Source organism: Streptomyces sp. NPDC020898, assembly GCF_044333925.1.
In the GTDB taxonomy this organism is placed as follows: domain Bacteria; phylum Actinomycetota; class Actinomycetes; order Streptomycetales; family Streptomycetaceae; genus Streptomyces.
In genome coordinates this window covers 1,094,567-1,114,914 of record NZ_JBIRRV010000001.1, presented here as the reverse complement: position 1 = coordinate 1,114,914, position 20,348 = coordinate 1,094,567, and the positions used below count along the sequence as shown (strand labels likewise).

Annotated in this window: 13 protein-coding genes; 8 read left to right on the top strand and 5 right to left on the bottom strand. The window is 70.3% G+C overall.

The window, feature by feature from the left end; genetic code table 11:
• Positions 1–161: 161 nt before the first annotated feature.
• The 4 genes from ACH4TV_RS04905 (at position 162) to holA (ending at position 5,057) form a co-directional block, all read left to right on the top strand.
• A complete protein-coding gene (locus ACH4TV_RS04905; protein ID WP_398395361.1) occupies positions 162–2,693 on the top strand; it encodes a ComEC/Rec2 family competence protein in 2,532 nt (843 codons plus the stop codon).
• A 99-nt stretch (positions 2,694–2,792) separates the two neighbouring features.
• A complete protein-coding gene (locus ACH4TV_RS04900) occupies positions 2,793–3,650 on the top strand; it encodes an arylamine N-acetyltransferase (RefSeq protein WP_398394252.1) in 858 nt (285 codons plus the stop codon).
• 70 nt (positions 3,651–3,720) lie between these two features.
• Positions 3,721–3,966, top strand: a complete 246-nt coding sequence (locus ACH4TV_RS04895; protein ID WP_398394251.1) for a hypothetical protein — start codon at positions 3,721–3,723, stop codon at positions 3,964–3,966.
• A gap of 101 nt (positions 3,967–4,067) precedes the next feature.
• A complete protein-coding gene (gene holA / locus ACH4TV_RS04890; RefSeq protein ID WP_398394250.1) occupies positions 4,068–5,057 on the top strand; it encodes a DNA polymerase III subunit delta in 990 nt (329 codons plus the stop codon).
• Between the two features lie 329 nt (positions 5,058–5,386).
• Here the strand turns inward: holA and rpsT are convergent, their stop codons facing one another.
• Positions 5,387–5,653 (bottom strand): 30S ribosomal protein S20, encoded by a 267-nt coding sequence (gene rpsT, locus ACH4TV_RS04885; RefSeq protein WP_398394248.1) that lies wholly within the window; start codon positions 5,651–5,653, stop codon positions 5,387–5,389.
• A 274-nt stretch (positions 5,654–5,927) separates the two neighbouring features.
• Here rpsT and lepA point away from each other — a divergent pair, with 274 nt between their 5' ends.
• Together lepA and ACH4TV_RS04875 are read left to right on the top strand one after the other, a co-directional pair.
• A complete protein-coding gene (gene lepA / locus ACH4TV_RS04880; protein ID WP_398394246.1) occupies positions 5,928–7,802 on the top strand; it encodes a translation elongation factor 4 in 1,875 nt (624 codons plus the stop codon).
• A gap of 322 nt (positions 7,803–8,124) precedes the next feature.
• Positions 8,125–9,999, top strand: coding sequence for an AMP-dependent synthetase/ligase (locus ACH4TV_RS04875; protein ID WP_398394244.1), 1,875 nt, complete (start codon positions 8,125–8,127; stop codon positions 9,997–9,999).
• Between the two features lie 83 nt (positions 10,000–10,082).
• Here the strand turns inward: ACH4TV_RS04875 and ACH4TV_RS04870 are convergent, their stop codons facing one another.
• Together ACH4TV_RS04870 and ACH4TV_RS04865 are read right to left on the bottom strand one after the other, a co-directional pair.
• Complete coding sequence (locus tag ACH4TV_RS04870) at positions 10,083–10,658, bottom strand: two-component system response regulator (RefSeq protein WP_398394242.1); 576 nt, start codon at positions 10,656–10,658, stop codon at positions 10,083–10,085.
• Positions 10,659–10,670: 12 nt separating this feature from the next.
• Positions 10,671–14,780 carry a HAMP domain-containing protein gene (locus ACH4TV_RS04865; protein ID WP_398394240.1) on the bottom strand — a complete coding sequence of 1,370 codons (4,110 nt, stop codon included), beginning with the start codon at positions 14,778–14,780 and terminating at the stop codon, positions 10,671–10,673.
• A gap of 130 nt (positions 14,781–14,910) precedes the next feature.
• Here ACH4TV_RS04865 and ACH4TV_RS04860 point away from each other — a divergent pair, with 130 nt between their 5' ends.
• Complete coding sequence (locus ACH4TV_RS04860; protein WP_398394239.1) at positions 14,911–16,926, top strand: SpoIIE family protein phosphatase; 2,016 nt, start codon at positions 14,911–14,913, stop codon at positions 16,924–16,926.
• A gap of 102 nt (positions 16,927–17,028) precedes the next feature.
• Positions 17,029–18,261 (top strand): radical SAM family heme chaperone HemW, encoded by a 1,233-nt coding sequence (gene hemW, locus ACH4TV_RS04855; RefSeq protein ID WP_398394237.1) that lies wholly within the window; start codon positions 17,029–17,031, stop codon positions 18,259–18,261.
• A gap of 190 nt (positions 18,262–18,451) precedes the next feature.
• Here the strand turns inward: hemW and ACH4TV_RS04850 are convergent, their stop codons facing one another.
• Together ACH4TV_RS04850 and ACH4TV_RS04845 are read right to left on the bottom strand one after the other, a co-directional pair.
• Positions 18,452–19,255 carry a DUF3097 domain-containing protein gene (locus ACH4TV_RS04850; RefSeq protein ID WP_398394235.1) on the bottom strand — a complete coding sequence of 268 codons (804 nt, stop codon included), beginning with the start codon at positions 19,253–19,255 and terminating at the stop codon, positions 18,452–18,454.
• 31 nt (positions 19,256–19,286) lie between these two features.
• Positions 19,287–20,063, bottom strand: coding sequence for an MBL fold metallo-hydrolase (locus tag ACH4TV_RS04845; RefSeq protein WP_398394233.1), 777 nt, complete (start codon positions 20,061–20,063; stop codon positions 19,287–19,289).
• Positions 20,064–20,348: the final 285 nt, after the last annotated feature.

Below are 20,348 nucleotides of genomic sequence, written 5' to 3'. Positions count from 1 at the left end.
TACCTCACGCGTCCGGTGGTCCGCCCGGGCCCGCGGCGTCCGGCACCGGGTACGTCGAGCCCGGCACCATGTACGGGGAGTCCCGCACCGGGTGCGGGGAGTCCCGCACGCCCGGCGACCAGGCCGCGCCCGCCGGTCGAGCCCCTCGTGCGCGGCGGCCCGTGCACGCTGCCTCGGGGAAACGGCTGGGAGATGCCAATCCCCGCCAGGAGGGGCCGACGGACCTACGGCTGGTGCCGCCCGCACTGGCGGCCTGGGCGACGGCGGCACTGGCACTGGACGTCTCGCTCGGCCGGGTCACCGGCGTCGCGGTGGTCTGTTCGGTCGTCGCCGGAGCGCTCCTGCTCGTGCGTCGTTCCGCGCCGGTGGGACAGGCCCGTTGGGGTCGCTGGTCGCGGGTCTCCGTGGCTGCCGTGCTGCTCTGTGTCGCCGCGGCGGCCCTCTCCGCGGGGCTGCACGGGGCCGATCTGCGGCGAGGGCCGGTGCCGGAGCTGGCACGCCAGTACGCCGGTGTGACGGCCGAGTTGGAGGTCACCTCCGATCCACGGCTCACCCGGCCCCGGATCCAGGGCGCCCATGCCGCGCCGGCCGCCGTACTCCTCGACGCCGATGTCCTGCGCGTCGAGGAGTCGGACGGGGACATGGTGGCGACGCGGACGCCTGTGCTCGTGACCGTCGACGCGGGCGCGAAGCCGACGAGGACGGGGCCGTTCCGGCAGGCACCCCGGGCCTCGGGTGGGCCGGAGCGTTCACCCTGGCTGGGGCTGCTGCCGTCCACACGGTTACGGGTGACCGGCCGGCTCGTGCCCGCGCTGATGGGCGGCGACCGGGTCGCGGCCGTGCTGCGGGTACGGGACCGGGCGGCGCCGGAGGTGGTGGGGGAACCGTCGGCGGCCCAGCGGTTCGCGGGGCGATTGCGTGCCGGACTGCGGGACGCCACCGCCGGGCTGCCGGCGGATGCGCGGGCCCTCCTGCCCGGGCTGGTCGTCGGAGACACCTCACGCGTCACGCCCGAGCTGGACCAGGCGTTCAAGGAGACCGACCTCACGCATTTGATGGCCGTCAGCGGGGCGAACTTCACCATCCTCCTTGCCCTGCTCATCGGCCCGCCCGCCCTCGCCCAGCAGGTCGAGCGACGAGGACTCGCACCCCGTCTAGGCATCCCCCTCCGGGCGACCGCCCTGCTCGGCGGCGCCCTCACCCTGGGATTCGTCGTCGTGTGCAGACCCGACCCGAGTGTGCTGCGGGCCGCGGCCTGCGGATCCGTCGCGCTGCTCGCCCTCGCGACCGGACGCCGCCGCTCGCTGATCCCGGCACTGGCGACCGCCGTTCTGCTGCTGGTGCTGTACGACCCCTGGCTGGCCCGGAGTTACGGCTTCCTGCTCTCCGTCCTAGCCACCGGCGCTCTCCTCACCCTCGCGCCGCGCTGGAGCCCGGCGTTGCGCAGGCGCGGGGTGCCGCCGAGGCTGGCCGAGGCACTGGCAGCGGCCGGTGCCGCGCAGGCCGTGTGCGCGCCGGTCGTGGCCGTGCTGTCGGCGCGGGTGAGCCTGGTGGCGGTGCCGTGCAACCTGCTCGCGGAGTTCGCCGTCGCCCCGGCCACGGTGCTGGGCTTCGGGGCGCTGGCCGCGGCACCGGTGGCGATGCCGGTGGCCAAGGCGCTGGCCTGGGGTGCGAGTTGGCCCGCGGGGTGGATCGCGGACATCGCCCGTACGGGGGCGGCGCTGCCCGGCGCGGGGGTGGACTGGCCGGGGAGCTGGACGGGCGCAGTGCTGCTGGGCCTCTGTGCGGTCCTGGTCGTGCTCGTCGGCGCGCGGCTGCTGAGGCATCCGTGGTGGTGCGCGGCCTGCGTGGTGCTGTTGCTCCTGGTGGTGGTCCGGCCGGCGCCGCTGGCCAGGGTGATCACGGGCTGGCCGCCGCCGGGTTGGAAGTTTGCGATGTGTGACGTGGGTCAGGGGGACGCGACCGTGCTCGCGGCGGGCGCGGGCACCGGTGTGGTCGTGGACGCCGGACCCGACCCGGTACTGGTCGACCGTTGCCTGCGCGAACTCGGTATCACCAAGGTCCCCCTGGTGATCCTCACCCACTTTCACGCGGACCATGTCGCGGGGCTGCCCGGCGTACTGCGCGGGCGCTCGGTGGGCGCGATCGAGACGACGGGGTTCGAAGAGCCCGAGGACCAGGCCGAGTTCGTACGGAGAGAGGCGGCGGCCCGGGGCATCCCGGTGACGCGTGCCGTCGCCGGTGAGCGGCGGCGGACGGGGGACCTCGACTGGGATGTGCTGTGGCCGCAGCCGACCCCGGCACCCGAGCCGGAGGGTGCGAACGACGCCAGTGTCACGCTGCTCGTACGGTCGGCCGGGCTGCGCCTGCTGCTCCTCGGGGACCTCGAACCCCCGGCCCAGCGAGCGCTGTTGAGATCGCCGGCGGCTGCGGAGCTGCGTTCCGTGGACGTCCTGAAGGTCGCCCATCACGGGTCGGCGTATCAGGACCCGGACCTCATACGGGCGGCGGCCCCGAGGCTCGCGCTCATCTCGTGCGGCGCCGACAACACCTATGGGCATCCCGCGCCCAGCACGGTGGCGGCGCTCAGGGAGGGCGGTGCGGTGGTGCTGCGCACAGACCAGGACGGGGCGCTGGCGGTCGTCGGCGCGGGCCGGGAGCTGGCGGTGGCGGTGGCGGTGGCGAGAGACTGAGGCCGGGGAGCTACGGGTCGCGGGAGACTGAGGTCAGGGAGCTACGGGTCGCGGGAGACTAGGGGGCCAGGTAGCTAGGGGTGGCGGGAGACTGAGGCTATGAACTCCGCACAGGCTGATGCCTACCTCCGCCGGCTGGGCGCCGAGCGTCCGGCGTGGCCCACGCTCGACGTGCTGCGTGAGCTGCATCTGCGCCATCTGGTGGCGGTGCCCTTCGAGAACCTCTCGATCCATCTCGGGGAGGAGATCGTGCTGGAGGAGGAACGGCTGCTCGACAAGGTGGTGGGCGCCCGTCGGGGCGGGTTCTGCTACGAACTCAACGGCGTCTTCGGGGCGTTGCTCACGGCACTGGGCTTCGACGTCACGCTGCTCGCGGGGCGGGTCTACGGCGACGAGGAGCGGCTCGGTATCCCGTACGACCATCTCGCGTTGCGGGTGCGGACGGTGGACGGGGGCGACTGGCTGGCAGACGTGGGCTTCGGGGCGCACAGCCACTACCCGCTGGCGATGGGGCAGCGGCGCGAACAGGAGGATCCGGGCGGTACGTTCCGCGTCGTCGAGGCGGGGCCGGACGGGGCCGGGGTCCGGGGCGGCGGGGCGGACGGGGAGGCGGGTTCGGACTCGGACTCGGGTGACCTGGACGTGGTCCGGGACGGCAGCAGGCAGTACCGGCTTGAGCTGCGCCCCCGGGTGCTGGGTGACTTCGTGGCCGGGGCCTGGTGGCACAGCACCTCGCCGGAGTCGCACTTCACGCGGGCGCCGGTCTGTTCGCGGGTGACGGAGGACGGAGGGAGGATCACGCTCAGCGGACGCACGCTCACGGTGACGACACCCGGTGGGAAGCGGGACGTGCGGGAGCTGGGGGCGGACGGTGAGGTGCTGTCCGTGTACCGGGAGCGGTTCGGGGTCGAGCTGTCCGGTGTGCCGACCGTCCGGCATCCCGGCGGAGGTGAATGAACCGTGCTTCGGGGCTGCCTGCCTTGGCGGGCCGGGCCGGGCGGGGCTCGGCGTAGCGGAAAATGTCTCCGTGAGCGATGTGAGACATGTGCTGGTACTGCCCGACCGTGATGCCGCCGAGGACGTGGTGGAGGCGCTGCGTGACCGGTTCGGCCTCGACGAGGAGCCACAGCTCGTACGGGACGCGCTGGCCGGTGAGGACGATGCGGAGGACGCGCAGTGGCTCGTGGTGCTGCGGGACGCGTCGGGGCGGCTGGAACCGAAGGAGCTGGACGAGTTCGTGGGGGAGTGGGAGGGATGGCGTGAGGAGCCGTAGCTCCAGAGGATCGGCGGCGTCGGGAGATTCGGGGGCGTCGGCGGCTTCGGTGGGGCTGGTGGGCGGCGGGGTTGTCAGTGGCTCGTGGGATGCTTTCGGGGATGGCCAAGAAGACCGCACATGACGACCCTCTCGCACCCGTCACCCTTGCCGTGGGCCAGGAGGACCTCCTGCTCGACCGTGCCGTGCAGGAGGTGGTGGCCGCCGCCCGGGCCGCCGACGCCGACACGGACGTACGAGACCTGACCTCGGACCAGTTGCAGCCGGGCACGCTGGCCGAGCTGACCAGCCCGTCGCTCTTCGCGGAGCGCAAGGTCGTGGTCGTACGCAACGCGCAGGATCTGTCGGCCGACACGGTCAAGGACGTGAAGGCGTATCTCGGGGCGCCCGCGGAGGAGATCACCCTCGTGCTGCTGCACGCGGGGGGAGCCAAGGGCAAGGCGCTGCTCGACGCGGCGCGCAAGGCGGGGGCGCGGGAGGTGGCGTGCCCCAAGATGACGAAACCGGCGGACCGGCTGGCGTTTGTGCGCGCGGAGTTCCGGGCGACGGGCAGATCTGCCACACCCGAGGCGTGTCAGGCGCTCGTCGACTCGATCGGCAGCGATCTGCGGGAGCTGGCGTCCGCGGTGTCTCAGCTCGTCTCGGATGTCGAGGGGACGATCGACGGGGCGGTGGTCGGGCGGTACTACACCGGGCGGGCCGAGGCGTCGAGCTTCGAGGTCGCCGACCGGGCCGTCGAGGGGCGGGCGGCGGAGGCGCTGGAGGCGTTGCGGTGGTCGTTGTCGACCGGGGTGGCGCCGGTGCTGATCACCAGTGCGTTGGCACAGGGGGTGCGGGCGATCGGGAAGCTGTCGTCCGCGCGGGGTGGGCGGCCTGCGGATCTCGCTCGGGAGCTGGGGATGCCGCCGTGGAAGATCGACCGGGTGCGGCAGCAGATGCGGGGGTGGACTCCGGATGGGGTCGCTGAGGCGTTGCGGGCGGTGGCAGTGGCTGACGCGGGGGTGAAGGGGGGCGGGGATGATCCTGAGTACGCGTTGGAGAAGGCGGTCGTGGTGATTGCCCGGGCGGCTCGGTCTCGGGGGCGGGGGTAACGGGAGAGGGTGTATCGGGCGGGGTGTTTTTCGCCTTCGCCGCCCCTACCCGTCCCATCCCGTTCCTGGGGGCTGCGCCCCCAGACCCCCGCTGTCGGCCCTGAACGGGCCTCGTCCTCAAACGCCGGACGGGCTGGGGGTGGCCTGGGCATGCCGAAGGCCCCGGTCTCTGTCCTGGGGTAGGACATAGGCCGGGGCCTTCGGGACAATGGCTTCACGCCCGCGTGGCGAACGCAGGTCGTGCGTGGAGCCGGGGTGCCGGGTGGGAGCGGATGAGAGGGCCCGCTCTGGTCCTTCCGGCGGTTGGATCAGATCAACAGAAGAGAGGTTCAGCCCTTGAGGGAAGCGACCTTGGAAGCAAGCGCCGACTTCTTGTTGGCGGCCTGGTTCTTGTGGATGACGCCCTTCGAGACGGCCTTGTCGAGCTGACGCGCGGCAGCGCGCTGAGCCTCGGTGGCCTTCACGACGTCACCCGCGGCAGCGGCCTCGCGGGCCTTGCGGACCGCGGTCTTCAGGGAGGACTTGACGGCCTTGTTGCGCAGCCGAGCCTTCTCGTTGGTCTTGATCCGCTTGATCTGGGACTTGATGTTCGCCACGAATGAGCCTTTTCAGGTTCAGGAGCACGAGGGCATGCCTCATGCACCGTTTGATTTCCAGGGGTGTGTCTCCTGCTAGATAGGGCATGAGACACGGCCACCCAGGCTACCAGTCACGCTCCTGACAGCCCAATCCGGCTGCCTGGCTCTCGCCCTAGCTCCATGAACCGGCCCAAACCGGTCCCCGCTCCCCGCCCGTGGGACCATGGAGCCTACGTATCGATCCGACCCGAGACCGCAGACACTGCGGACGCCTCAAGAATCAGGACCCTGCGTGCCCGCGATCCCTAGCCATGTGCCCGAGCCGAGCCGTACCGACCCGGCGCTGATCCGCAATTTCTGCATCATCGCGCACATCGACCACGGCAAGTCCACGCTCGCCGACCGGATGCTCCAGCTCACTGGCGTGGTCGATGTGCGGCAGATGCGTGCCCAGTACCTCGACCGCATGGACATCGAGCGTGAGCGTGGCATCACGATCAAGTCCCAGGCGGTGCGTCTGCCGTGGGCCCCGACTGTGGGGGACAGCCAGGGCAGGACTCACATCCTGAACATGATCGACACCCCGGGGCACGTCGACTTCACCTACGAGGTCTCGCGGTCGCTCGCGGCCTGTGAGGGCACCGTTCTCCTTGTCGACGCCGCCCAGGGCATCGAGGCCCAGACCCTCGCCAACCTGTACCTGGCGATGGAGAACGAGCTCACCATCGTCCCGGTGCTGAACAAGATCGACCTGCCGGCCGCCCAGCCGGAGAAGTTCTCCGAGGAGCTGGCCAACCTCATCGGCTGCCAGCCCGAGGACGTACTGAAGGTCTCGGCGAAGACCGGCATCGGTGTGGACGCGCTCCTGAACCGGGTCGTCCGCGACGTCCCGGCCCCGGTCGGCGTCAAGGACGCTCCGGCCCGCGCGATGATCTTCGACTCGGTCTACGACTCGTACCGGGGCGTGGTCACCTACGTCCGTGTCATCGACGGTCAGCTCAACAAGCGTGAGCGCATCAAGATGATGTCGACCGGCGCCACGCACGAGCTCCTGGAGATCGGCGTCTCGTCGCCCGAGATGACGCCCGCCGACGGCATCGGGGTCGGTGAGGTGGGCTACATCATCACCGGCGTGAAGGATGTCCGTCAGTCCAAGGTCGGCGACACCATCACCAGCAAGGACAAGGGCGCCACCGAGGCCCTCGGCGGGTACAAGGACCCCAAGCCGATGGTCTTCTCCGGCCTCTATCCGCTGGACGGCTCGGACTACCCGGACCTCCGCGAGGCGCTGGACAAGCTCCAGCTCAACGACGCCGCCCTGGTCTACGAGCCGGAGACGTCCGCGGCCCTCGGTTTCGGCTTCCGCGTCGGCTTCCTCGGCCTGCTGCACCTCGACGTCATCCGTGAGCGCCTGGAGCGCGAGTTCAACCTCGAACTCATCGCCACCGCGCCGAACGTGGTCTACCGCGTGATCATGGAGGACGGGAAGGAGCACACGGTCACCAACCCGAGCGAGTTCCCCGAGGGCAAGATCGACAAGGTCTTCGAGCCGGTCGTCCGGGCCACGATCCTCGCTCCCAGCGAGTTCATCGGCTCGATCATGGAGCTCTGCCAGACCCGCCGCGGCACCCTTCTCGGCATGGACTACCTCTCCGAGGACCGGGTCGAGATCCGCTACACGCTCCCCCTCGCCGAGATCGTCTTCGACTTCTTCGACAACCTGAAGTCCAAGACCCGCGGCTACGCCTCCCTGGACTACGAGCCCACCGGTGAGCAGGACGCCGCGCTGGTCAAGGTCGACATCCTGCTGCACGGCGACCGCGTGGACGCCTTCTCCGCCGTCACCCACAAGGACGCGGCGTACGCGTACGGGGTGCGGCTCGTCGCCAAGCTGCGTGAGCTGATCCCGCGCCAGGCCTTCGAGATCCCCATCCAGGCGGCCATCGGGTCGCGGGTCATCGCCCGCGAGACCATCCGCGCGATCCGCAAGGACGTTCTCGCCAAGTGCTACGGCGGTGACATCTCGCGTAAGCGGAAGCTCCTGGAGAAGCAGAAGGAGGGCAAGAAGCGGATGAAGATGGTGGGCTCTGTGGAGGTTCCCCAGGACGCCTTCATCGCCGTTCTGTCGAGCGACGAGAACGCGGGGTCGGGCAAGGGCAAGAAGTAGCCAACGCCGACCCGTGGAAACCGGGACAATGGGGCTCGTCGCGTACGCACGCGGCGGGCCCCTCTCGTGTACGTACCGTCGGCCGTTGTGGGGAGCGGACAGTCGTTCTCTGGAGGAAGTGCCAGGCCGTCGCCCCTTACGCGGCGGGCGGTCGCGCTCTACTCTGATCTCTGCTCGGTAGTTACTCGCGAGTTAAGCAAGTGGTTCGGCAATCGATCGGCCCTGGCCGAGAACCGCTCTGCGACCGCTCGTGAGGGGCACAGCCGTAGTGACCACAGCCGTGAATGAGCCAGCCGCACTGCCGCGGGCCCCGGAGGATGTCGTGAGCGACACACAGACCTTGATCGAGAACCGTCCGCCGTCCGTCGCGGGTCTTTTCCTGGACCGCGTGGCCGCAACGCCGGACGCCGAGGCCTACCGCTACCCGGTGCCGCCGGCCGCCGGTGAGGGCCCGGACGACTGGAAGTCGCTGACCTGGGCGGAGACCGCCGAGCGGGTCTACGCCATCGCTGCCGGGCTCATCGAGCTGGGCGTACAGCCGGAGCAGCGCGTCGCGCTCGCCTCCGCCACCCGCGTCGAGTGGATCCTCGGCGACCTGGGCATCATGTGCGCCGGTGCCGCCACGACGACCGTGTATCCGCAGACCAACGCGGAGGAGTCGGCGTTCATCCTCTCCGACTCCGCCAGCAAGGTGCTGATCGCCGAGGACGCGACCCAGCTCGCCAAGGTCCAGGAGAAGCGCGCCGACCTCCCCGAGCTCACCCATGTGGTGGTCATCGACCCGGCCGGCGTCGAGACCGGCGAGGGCGTGCTCACCCTCGCCGAGCTGGAGCAGCGCGGTGCCGCGTACCTGGAGAAGAACCCGGACCTGATCAAGGAGCGGGTCGGGGCCATCACCAAGGACCAGCTCGCCACCCTCATCTACACCTCGGGCACGACGGGCCGCCCCAAGGGCGTCCGGCTTCCGCACGACAACTGGTCGTACATGGCGAAGGCGATCGCCGCGACCGGGCTGGTCAGCGGAGATGACGTCCAGTACCTGTGGCTGCCGCTCGCGCACGTGTTCGGCAAGGTGCTGACCTCCGGCCAGATCGAGGTCGGGCACGTCACCGCCGTCGACGGCCGTGTCGACAAGATCATCGAGAATCTGCCGGTCGTGCAGCCGACGTACATGGCCGCCGTGCCGCGCATCTTCGAGAAGGTCTACAACGGGGTCGCGGCCAAGGCGCGGGCCGGCGGCGGCGCCAAGTACAAGATCTTCCAGTGGGCCTCCGCGGTCGCCCGCGAGTACGCCAAGGTCAGCCAGGACAACTTCCGGCGCACCGGCAGGGCCTCCGCGCCCCCCGGCCTCTCCGCGAAGCACAAGATCGCCGACGCGCTCGTCTACGCCAAGATCCGCGACGCCTTCGGCGGCAACCTCCGCGCCTGTGTCTCCGGCTCCGCCGCCCTCGCGCCCGAGATCGGCTACTTCTTCTCCGGGGCCGGTGTCCACATCCTGGAGGGCTACGGCCTCACCGAGTCCTCCGCCGCCTCCTTCGTCAACCCCGGCGAGGCCTACCGCACCGGCACGGTCGGCAAGCCGCTGCCCGGCACGGAGGTCCGCATCGCGGACGACGGTGAGATCCTGCTGCGTGGCCCCGGGATCATGGAGGGCTACCACGGGCTGCCCGAGAAGACCGCCGAGGTGCTGGAGAGCGACGGGTGGTTCCACACCGGTGACATCGGTGAGCTGTCCGTCGACGGGTACCTCCGTATCACCGACCGCAAGAAGGACCTGATCAAGACGTCGGGCGGCAAGTACATCGCCCCCGCCGAGGTCGAGGGACAGTTCAAGGGCGTCTGCCCCTACGTCTCCAACATCCTCGTGCACGGCGCCGACCGGAACTTCTGCACCGCCCTCATCGCCCTCGACGAACCGTCGATCCTGGGCTGGGCGAAGGACAACGGCCTCGACGGCAAGTCGTACGCGGAGGTTGTGGCAGCGCCGGGCACGGTCGCTCTCATCGAGGGGTATGTCAAGGAGCTTAACGGTGGGCTGCAGCGGTGGCAGACGATCAAGAAGTTCCGGTTGCTGCCGCGTGATCTTGATGTTGAGCACGGGGAGATCACGCCGAGTCTGAAGTTGAAGCGGCCGGTGGTTGAGCGGGAGTACAAGCACCTTATTGATGAGATGTATGCGGGGTCTCGGGAGGCGTAGCGCGGGAGGGGAGGGGCGGTGGGGGACTGACGGCGGCTGCGGGTTCGTTGTGGCTTGTCGCGCAGTTCCCCGCGCCCCTTCCGTCAGGACTCGCGGCCTCTGTCGAGTAGTTGGCGGAGTTCTTGGATCTGCTTCAGCAGGGTTGTGGTGTCTGGAGGGTTGTCGCCGGACAGCTGGTTCTCCAGGTCTGCCAGGCGGGCGCTGAGCTGGTTGTCGTCCGCGTGTTCGCGGGCGAGTATTCGTTCCAGTTGCTGGTTCTTGCGGTGCAGGTCGAGGAAGACCGTGACCTTCGCGCGGAGTACCCACGGGTCGAACGGCTTCGTCAGGTAGTCGGCGGCGCCGGTCGCGTAGCCGCGGAAGGCGTAGCCCGCGTCGGTGTCCGTGCCCGTCAGGAAGATGATGGGGATGTCCTTGGTCTGGTCGAGCCGTTTGATGTTCGCGGCGGTCTCGAAGCCGTCCATGCCCGGCATCCGGATGTCCAGGAGGACGACCGCGAAGCGCCGGCGCAGCAGCGCCTTCATCGCCTCCTCGCCCGAACGCGCGCGCACGAGGGGCTCGTTGAGGGACGCCAGGACGGCCTCCAGCGCGATCAGGTTGTCCTCCATGTCGTCGACCAGGAGGATGCTCGCGCGCTCGCCGATCGTTTCCTCAGCGCTCATCGTGACGGTGCCTCACTCGGTCGTCGGCGTGCCCGCGGTCTCGTCCAGTGCCTCCCCGTTCGGGCGCTCGGGGTCCAGGAGCGCACACACCACGGTCAGCAACTGGTCGACATCGACGGGTTTGGGTACGTAGTCGTTGGCGCCGCGGGCGATCGACTTCTCCCGGTCGCCGGGCATCGCCTTGGCGGTGAGCGCGACGATGGGCAGACCCGCCCAGCGCGGGGTGCGGCGGATGGCGGAGATCGTCTCGTAGCCGTCCATCTCCGGCATCATGATGTCCATCAGTACGAGTTCGACGTCCGGGTTGCGTTCCAGCGTCTCGATGCCTTCGCGGCCGTTCTCCGCGTACAGCACCGGCATCCCCACCCGGCCCAGGACATGGGTGAGCGCGAAGACGTTGCGGATGTCGTCGTCCACTATCAACACCCGGCGTCCCGGCAGGACTTGCCCCGCCCGCCCGACCTTCCACGCCTCCAGCTTGGTGGGCGCGGGCCAGGAGTCCTCCGTGTCGTGGGCCGCGTAGGGCTCGGTGGACAGCTGCTCGGGCAGCGGCAGCCGATGGTCGTCGAGCGTCGGTCCGTTCGGAGTGTGGCCGGGGCTCACGACAGGGACGTACAGGGTGAAGGTCGATCCCTTGGACGGCACGCTCTCGGCGATGATCCTGCCGCCCAGCAGACCGGCGATCTCCCGGCTGATGGACAGCCCGAGGCCCGTGCCGCCGTACTTGCGGTTCGTCGTGCCGTCCGCCTGCTGGAACGCCTCGAAGATCACCGGGAGTTTCTCGGCGGCGATGCCGATACCCGTGTCGGAGACGGCGAAGGAGATCACGTCGTCGCTGTTCTCGCGGGTGTAGAGGTGATCGGGGTCCGTGATCCGGCTGACTCGGAGTTCCACTCGGCCGGTCGCCGTGAACTTGATCGCGTTGGAGAGGAGGTTGCGCAGGATCTGCTGGAGGCGCTGCTCGTCCGAGTACATCTCGCGGGGTACGTCCGCACCGACCGCCACCTCGAACGAGAGTCCCCGGTCGAGGGTGAGCGGGCGGAAGGTCGCGTGGACGTAATCGAGCAGCTTGATGAGCGGCAGCCTCTTCGGGCGTACGTCCATCCGGCCGGCCTCGATCTTCGACAGGTCGAGGATGTCGTTGATGAGCTGGAGGAGGTCCGAGCCCGAGCGGTGGATCGTCGTCGCGAACTGGACCTCCTGGTCCGAGAGATGACCGGCCGGGTTGTCCGAGAGGAGGCGGGCCAGGATGAGGAGGGAGTTGAGGGGCGTGCGGAGTTCGTGCGACATGTTCGCCAGGAACTCGGACTTGTACTGGGACGAGGTCGCCAACAGGGCTGCCTTTTCCTCCAGTTCCGCGTTCGAGCGCTGCAACTCCGCCTGCTGCTTCTGGAGTTCGTCCGAGCGTTCCTGGAGCTGCTGGGCCAGGCGCTGCGACTCGCCGAGCAGGGACTCCGTACGGGAGTTGGCGATGATCGTGTTGATCGCGACGCCGATCGTGTTCACGAACTGGTCGAAGAACGCCAGGTGGACGTCCGAGAAGCGGGAGAACGAGGCGAGTTCGATCACGCCGAGCAGCTTGTCCTCGAAGAGGATCGGGATGATGACGACGCTCGCCGGGGCAGCTTCTCCCAACCCGCTGTTGATTTTGATGTAGTCCGGCGGGGCCTCCTCCACCAGGATCCGCTTCTTCTCGCGCGCCGCCTGGCGGACGAGGCCGTGCACCGGCATCCCGCCCGTGTCGACCGTCGCCCCCTGCGCCGACCCGTACCCCGCGATGAACGCCAGGCCCTTCGCAGGCACCGGCGCCCGCAGGCTGGTGCTGTCCTCGTCGGGGTCGGCCAGGAAGAACGCCCCGTACTGTGCGTTCACCAGCGGGGTCAGCTCGCGCAGGATCAGGTCGGCGACCTCCATCAGGTCCCGGTGGCCCTGCATCAGCGCGGCGAGGCGGGCCAGGTTCGACTCCAGCCAGTCCTTCGCGCGGGTCGTCTCACGGAGGTTGGCCACCATCAGGTTGATGTTGTCCTTCAGCTCGGCGACCTCACCGCGGGTCTCCACCGAGATGGAACGGGACATGTCTCCCTGGGCCACCGCCGAGGCGACCTCGGCGATCGCGCGGACCTGGGTGGTGAGATTCAGGGCGAGTTCGTTCACGTTCGTCGTGAGGCGCTTCCAGGTGCCGTACACGCCCTCGACCCTTGCTTGGCCGCCGAGTTGGCCGTCGATGCCCACCTCGCGGGCCACGCGTGTCACCTCGGAGGAGAAGGAGGACAGCGTGTCCACCATGGTGTTGATGGTGGTCTTCAGCTCCAGGATCTCGCCTCGGGCGTCCACGTCGATCTTCTTCGAGAGGTCGCCCTGCGCTACCGCCGTCGCCACCTGGGCGATGTTGCGGACCTGCGAAGTCAGGTTGTCCGCCATGTAGTTGACGTTGTCGGTCAGATCACGCCAGACGCCCGAGACACCCAGCACCTGGGCGCGCCCGCCGAGTCGGCCGTCGGTGCCGACCTCGCGGGCCACCCGGGTCACCTCGTCGGCGAAGGCGCGCAGCTGCTCCACCATCGTGTTGACGGTGTCCTTCAGTTCGAGGATCTCGCCTCGGGCGTCCACCGTGATCTTCTTCGACAGGTCGCCGTTCGCGACGGCTGTCGTCACCTGCGCGATGTTCCGTACCTGTGAAGTCAGGTTCAGGGCCATGAAGTTGACGTTGTCCGTCAGGTCCTTCCAGACGCCTGATACGCCCCTCACCTGTGCCTGGCCGCCGAGGTTGCCCTCGGTGCCGACCTCGCGGGCGACGCGGGTGACCTCGTCGGCGAAGGCGGAGAGCTGGTCGACCATCGTGTTGATGGTCGATTTCAGCTCCAGGATCTCGCCCTTCGCCTCCACCGTGATCTTCTTGCCGAGGTCGCCCTGGGCCACGGCCGTGGAGACGAGGGCGATGTTGCGGACCTGCGAAGTCAGGTTGTCCGCCATGAAGTTGACGTTGTCGGTGAGGTCCTTCCAGACGCCCGACACCCCCCGTACCTGGGCCCGGCCGCCGAGGTTTCCTTCCGTGCCGACCTCGCGGGCGACGCGGGTGACCTCGTCGGCGAAGGCGGAGAGCTGGTCGACCATCGTGTTGATGGTCGACTTGAGTTCGAGGATCTCGCCCTGCGCGTCGACTGTGATCTTCTGGCTCAGGTCGCCGTTCGCCACGGCCGTCGTCACCTGGGCGATGTTGCGGACCTGCGACGTCAGGTTCGACGCCATGAAGTTGACGTTGTCCGTCAGGTCCTTCCAGACCCCCGACACGCCCCTCACCTGCGCCCGCCCGCCCAACTGGCCCTCCGTGCCCACCTCGCGGGCCACGCGCGTCACCTCGTCGGCGAAGGCGGAGAGCTGGTCGACCATCGTGTTGACGGTCAGTTTCAGTTCGAGGAGCTCACCGGTCGCCTCGATCGTGACCGTGCGCGTCAGGTCGCCCCGGGCCACCGCCGTGGTCACCAGGGCGATGTCGCGGACCTGGGCGGTCAGCCGCGACGCCATCGTGTTGACCGCCTCGGTCACGTCCCGCCAACTGCCCGACAGCCCCTGCACCTTGGCGCGCCCGCCGAGCCGCCCCTCCGTGCCGACCTCGCGCGCGACCCGGGTCACCTCACCGGTGAACAGCGACAACTGGTCGACCATCTTGTTCACGGCCCGGCCCAGCCGGCGCAGATCACCACGCAACTGCCTGTTCCCGTCGTGCAGATCGACCCGCTGGGTCAGATCACCGCCGGCCACCGCGTCCAGCACACGCGTCGCGTTCGCCGCCGGGGCCACCAGGGCGTCGAGGAGCCCGTTCACATCGTTGACGCGGGAGGTCCAGTGCCCCTGGCCGGGGCTCGCGGACAGGCGCTCGTCGAGGCGGCCGTGCCGGACCAGCTCCCGTCGTACGCGCTGCACCTCGGAGTTGAAGTGCAGGTTGCGGTCCATGATCTGGTTGAACGCGGAACCCAGTTCGGCCACCAGACCGTGGCCGGTCTCCGGCACCTTCGCGAAGTCGCCATCCCGTGCCGCCGTCATCGCGGCGAGCAGCGGACGCAGATCGGATGCCCGAATCTGACCGTCTTCGAGCACTCGCGTAGCACTGTTCTCACTCATGGCGGCCCACTTCGGTAACTCGGCGCTTATGGGCGAGGCCAGTCTGTCACTCTGTCCGCGTCGTCCGAGGTGTATTCGTCCGAACTGCTGGGAGCTGCCTGTGGGGGTCATTCCGACGCAACGGGAGACCATGTCCCGCGCGCCGTCCCGTGCACCCGCGCCCGGCAGGCGCGCGGTCGCGCACGCCACACTCGGCGGCGGTCCCCTCGCGCCCGGCGCCGCCCGCGCCCTCGTACGCGCCGCCCTCGCCGAATGGGCCCGACTCGGCCTGCCCGGCGCCGACATGCTGCCCGACCGGCTCACCGACGACGCCATGGTGGTCGTCAGCGAACTCGTCACCAACGCCGTCGTCCACGCGGGGACGGACGTGGAGCTGACGTGCCGCCTGGAGCTGCCGGAGGAGACGGGAGAGATGGGAGAGGGAGGGGAGGCAGGGGAGGAAACGGGGGGAGAGGAGGGCGACGAGGGAGCCGGCGTCGCTCTCGTCGTCGAGGTGTCCGACCACCATCCCTCCCGCGCGCCCCGGGGCGGCGACGGCGAACTCCCTTACGACATACCGGAGTACGGGCGTGGCCTGCGCCTCGTCTCCGTGCTCTCCGAGGCCTGGGGCGTCACCTACCGCACCGGCACCAAGACCGTCTGGGCCCGGCTGCCCGCCGAGGGTGTCCCGGCCGACGACGGCTTCGAGGCGTACGCCGGCCCACACGCCCTCGGGGACGGCTTACGGGTCGCCGAGATACTCGCCCCCGAACCGCGGCCCAGCGCACGCGACCGGGAGTGGCTCGACCGCGGCGCCCTCTCCTTCCTCGCCGAGGCCTCCGACCTGCTCGCCGGGCAGCTCGACGAGGACCTCGTTGCCGCGCTCACCGGACAGCTCCTCGTGCCGAGGCTGGCCGACTGGTGCGCCGTGTGGCTGGAGGACGAGTCCATGGGCCGCGGGGCCTGGGGCGACGGCGGCGGTGTCAGTACGGCGCCCGGACCACGGCTCGCCAGGGTCTGGCACGGCAGCGAGAACCGGATCGAGGAGCTGCGCCGCGCCCTGGAGAAGGACCCGCCGCGCCCGCCCGACACCACTCGTACCGGCCCGGTCCCCGTGCCCTGGCCCGGCGAGGCGCTCGGCGGTCCGGGGAACGGCACAACCGGCGCGGCGCTCGCCTACCGCCTGGTCGCGGGCGGCCGGCCGCTCGGCACGCTGGTCATCGGACGGGCCGGGACGATCCGCTTCCCCGACGAGGTCACCGGCCTCGTCGAGGATCTCAGCCGCCGGGTCGCCCTCGCCATCGGCGCCGCCCGCCAGTACGCCCGCCAGGCCACCATCAGCCGCATCCTCCAGCGCGGCCTGCTGCCCGGCGCCGTCGCCGAGATCCCCGGCATCAGCAGCGCCCTCGTCTACGAACCCTGCGACAAGGGCGGGCCCAGCGGCGACTTCTACGACCTCTTCCCGGCCGGCGACGGCCGCTGGTGCTTCGCCGTCGGCGACGTCCAGGGCAAGGGGCCGGCGGCAGCCGTGGTGATCGGGCTCGCCCGGCCCTGGCTGCGGCTGCTCGCCCGCGAGGGCTACCGCGTCGCCGACGTCCTCGACCGCCTCAACCAGCTGCTCCTCGACGATGCCACGGAGACGGCGGACGCGGCGGCCCGCGCACTGGTCGCGGCCGGCAACAGCGCCGACACGAGGGGCACCGCCCCGGCCGCGGTACGGCCGGGCGAGGGCCCGCAGACCCGCTTCCTCTCCCTCCTCTACGGCGAACTCACGCCGTTCGACGGAGGAGTGCGCTGCACCGTCGCCTCGGCCGGACACCCGCTGCCGCTGCTGCTCAGCGCGGGCGGTGAGGTCCGTACGGCCGCCGAGCCGCAGACACTGCTCGGGGTCGTCGAGAACGAGACGTACACGAGCGAGAACTTCGAGCTGGGTCCCGGTGACACCCTGCTGTGCGTCACGGACGGGGTGACCGAGCGGCGCTGCGGGCCCCGCCAGTTCGACGACGGCGACGGGCTGGCCGGCGCGCTCGCGGGCTGCGCCGGGCTGAGCGCCCAGCTGATCGCGGAACGCATCCACCGGCTCGTGCACGAGTTCGGGGAGAAGCCGCCGGAGGACGATCTGGCGTTGCTGGTGCTTCAGGCGGGGCTGGTGGAGCAGGTGGGGTGAGGGTGTGAGTAGGGGTGAGTGAGGCAGGCGGGATCGGCGGCTGGATGGCGCCGGTCCAGGACGCCGGGTGAGCCGCCTCGCCGGTGCTGGACAATGGAAGGCATGCCCTCCGCACTCCCCGACGGCGAACCCGTCCCCGAAGACGGTTCTCTGCCCGCCCCCGCGCTCGCCGGGGCCGCGGACCGTCCCCTCGGGTTCTATCTCCACGTCCCGTACTGCGCGACCCGCTGCGGCTACTGCGACTTCAACACCTACACGGCGACCGAGCTGCGCGGCACGGGCGGTGTCCTGGCCTCCCGCGACAACTACGCGGACACCCTGATCGACGAGGTCCGGCTGGCGCGGAAGGTGCTGGGTGACGATCCGCGGCCCGTTCGTACCGTTTTCGTCGGAGGCGGTACGCCGACTCTGCTGGCCGCCGGTGATCTCGTACGGATGCTGGGGGCGATCCGCGACGAGTTCGGCCTCGCGGCGGACGCGGAGGTGACGACGGAGGCGAATCCGGAGTCGGTGGACGAGCGGTATCTGGCCACCCTGCGCGAGGGCGGCTTCAACCGGATCTCGTTCGGGATGCAGAGCGCCAAGCAGCATGTGCTGAAGGTGCTGGACCGTACGCACACGCCGGGGCGTCCGGAGGCGTGTGTCGCGGAGGCGCGGGCCGTGGGGTTCGAACACGTGAACCTTGACCTGATCTATGGCACCCCGGGGGAGTCGGACGACGACTGGCGGGCCTCGCTGGACGCGGTGCTGGGGGCCGGGCCGGATCACGTCAGCGCGTACGCGCTGATCGTCGAGGAGGGTACGCAGCTGGCGCGCCGTATCCGCCGGGGCGAGGTTCCGATGACCGACGACGATGTGCACGCGGACCGGTATCTGATCGCCGATGAGGTGCTGGGGGCGGCGGGTTACGAGTGGTACGAGGTGTCGAACTGGGCTACGTCGGTGGCGGCCCGGTGCCTCCACAACGAGCTGTACTGGCGTGGCGCCGACTGGTGGGGTGCGGGGCCCGGGGCCCACAGTCACGTGGGGGGCGTGCGGTGGTGGAACCTGAAGCATCCGGGGGCGTACGCGGGGGCGCTGGCGGCGGGGCGGTCGCCGGGGGCGGGGCGCGAGGTGCTGTCGGAGGAGGACCGGCGGGTGGAGCGGGTTCTGCTGGAACTGCGGTTGCGGGAGGGGGTGCCGTTGTCGCTGTTGCGTTCCGCGGGGCTGGCGGCTGCGGGGCGGGCGTTGGGGGAGGGGTTGCTTGAGGCGGGGCCCTATGGGGAGGGGCGGGGTGTGCTGACGTTGCGGGGGCGGTTGCTGGCGGATGCGGTGGTGCGGGATCTGGTGGACTGAGGGGGCCCGCGGCGGAGCCGCTGATGGATACAGCCGCCCCCGCCGCCCTTACCCGTTCCCATCCCTGGGGGCTGCCGCCCCCAGACCCCCGCTGTCGGCCCTGAACGGGCCTTGTCCTCAATCGCCGGACGGGCTGAAAGACCAGTAGCGGGGGTTCGGAGGCAGCGCCCCCGAGGGAAACGCCCCGTGTTCACTCCGGGGCTGTCACGAAGTCGATCAGTTCCTCCACGCGGCCCAGGAGCTCCGGCTCCAGGTCCCTGTACGAGCGCACCCGTGCCAGGATCGCCTGCCAGACCGCGCCCGTGTTTTCCGGCCACCCCAGTTCTCGGCACACCCCCGTCTTCCAGTCCTGGCCGTGGGGGATCCGGGGCCATGCCGGGATGCCCAGTGACGCCGGCTTCACCGCCTCCCAGACGTCGATGTACGGATGGCCGACGACCAGCGCGTGTTCGCTGGTCACCGACTGTGCGATCCGGAACTCCTTCGTACCCGGCACGAGGTGGTCCACGAGGATGCCCAGGCGGGCGTCGGGGCCCGGGGCGAACTCCGTCACGATCGCGGGGAGGTCGTCGATGCCCCCCAGGTATTCGACGACCACGCCCTCGACCCGCAGGTCGTCGCCCCACACCTTCTCGACCAGTTCCGCGTCGTGCCGGCCCTCCACGTAGATACGGCCCGCGCGAGCCACGCGCGCGCGTGCGCCGGGGACGGCCACCGAACCGGAAGCGGTACGGGACGGACGTACCGAAGCCGCCGAGGAGGGGACCAGGGTCACCACCTTGCCCTCCAGCAGGAAGCCCCGCGGCTCCAGCGGGAACACACGGTGCTTGCCGAAGCGGTCCTCCAGGGTGACCGTGCCCGCCTCGCAGCGGATCACCGCGCCGCAGAAGCCCGTACCCGGCTCCTCGACCACCAGGCCGGGGTCCGCCGGGACCTGCGGTACCGGCTTGGGTTTCTTCCACGGCGGGGTGAAGTCCGGAGAGTACTGGCGCATTCGGATGACGATAGGAGAAGCCGTCCGGCCGTCAGTCCACCGGTCGCCGCGACACGCCGAAACGGCTTGCCAGGGCGTCCCGTTGGGCCCGTACGAAGGCCGCGTCCACCACCGCTCCGTGACCGGGTACGTACAGCGCGTCCTCGCCGCCCAGGGCCAGGAGACGGTCGAGGGCCGCGGGCCAGTGCGACGGTACGGCGTCGGGGCCCGCCTGGGGTTCGCCCGACTCCTCGACCAGGTCGCCGCAGAAGACGACGACCGGGTCGCCGGGCACCACGACCGCGAGGTCGCGGCGGGTGTGGCCGGGGCCGACGTTCACCAGGCTCACTTCCCGGCCACCAGCGGGGGAGAGGGAGAGGTCGAGGGTGTGGGTTTCCCGGACGTTCTCGTGCGGGACGACCAGGGTGTCCGCCGCCTCCTCCGACGCACGGACGTCCAGACCGTTGCGTACCGCGTCCGCGCACAACGCCTCGCGCCCCACTGCCTCGAATTCCCCGGAATTGCCGGGCGTGCCCGCCGCCGCGAGGACATGCGCACCCGCGAACGCCGCCGCCCCGAAAACATGGTCGAAATGGGGGTGCGTGAGTGCGAGAAAGTCCACACGGCGGCCGGCGAGTGCCTGGGCCTCCAGGCGAAGTCCCGCACCCTCCGCGAGGCTCGATCCCGCGTCGATCAGCAGCGCGCCGCCCGCGCCGGTCACCAGCCCCACCGTGCAGTCCCAGACCGGCAGCCGGCGACGGCCCACACCGGCCGACAGCCGCTCCCACCCCAGGTCGTCCCACCCGGGCTCTTCCCAAGTCACCTTCATGCGGCGACGCTAAGCGCTCCGCGGGATATGCGGTTCGTACGCCGCGGGTCGGTGGGGGCTGGTCGCGCCCCTCGGCGGAGCCGCAGATCGATACAGCCCCGCGCCCCTTCGGGCGCGGTCGCGTACCCGACTTCACCAGGACCGATCAGCCGGAGAGGCCGGAAGTGACGGGCAGGAGTGGGTTGCCGAGGACACGACATCGCCGGACACGTCGGTACACGTCAGCAGGTCGGTGCGGGCTGCCCTTGCCCGGGGTGTACCCGACAGCCGTACACTGGCCCGGGG

Excerpts from the sequence above, each read along its gene's own strand:
- holA (WP_398394250.1), top strand. The coding sequence starts at position 4,068 with ATGGCCAAGAAGACCGCACATGACGACCCTCTCGCACCCGTCACCCTT.
- ACH4TV_RS04860 (WP_398394239.1), top strand. The coding sequence starts at position 14,911 with ATGTCCCGCGCGCCGTCCCGTGCACCCGCGCCCGGCAGGCGCGCGGTC.
- ACH4TV_RS04850 (WP_398394235.1), bottom strand. The coding sequence starts at position 19,255 with ATGCGCCAGTACTCTCCGGACTTCACCCCGCCGTGGAAGAAACCCAAG.
- ACH4TV_RS04845 (WP_398394233.1), bottom strand. The coding sequence starts at position 20,063 with ATGAAGGTGACTTGGGAAGAGCCCGGGTGGGACGACCTGGGGTGGGAG.
- ACH4TV_RS04865 (WP_398394240.1), bottom strand. The coding sequence starts at position 14,780 with ATGAGTGAGAACAGTGCTACGCGAGTGCTCGAAGACGGTCAGATTCGG.
- ACH4TV_RS04870 (WP_398394242.1), bottom strand. The coding sequence starts at position 10,658 with ATGAGCGCTGAGGAAACGATCGGCGAGCGCGCGAGCATCCTCCTGGTC.
- ACH4TV_RS04900 (WP_398394252.1), top strand. The coding sequence starts at position 2,793 with ATGAACTCCGCACAGGCTGATGCCTACCTCCGCCGGCTGGGCGCCGAG.
- hemW (WP_398394237.1), top strand. The coding sequence starts at position 17,029 with ATGCCCTCCGCACTCCCCGACGGCGAACCCGTCCCCGAAGACGGTTCT.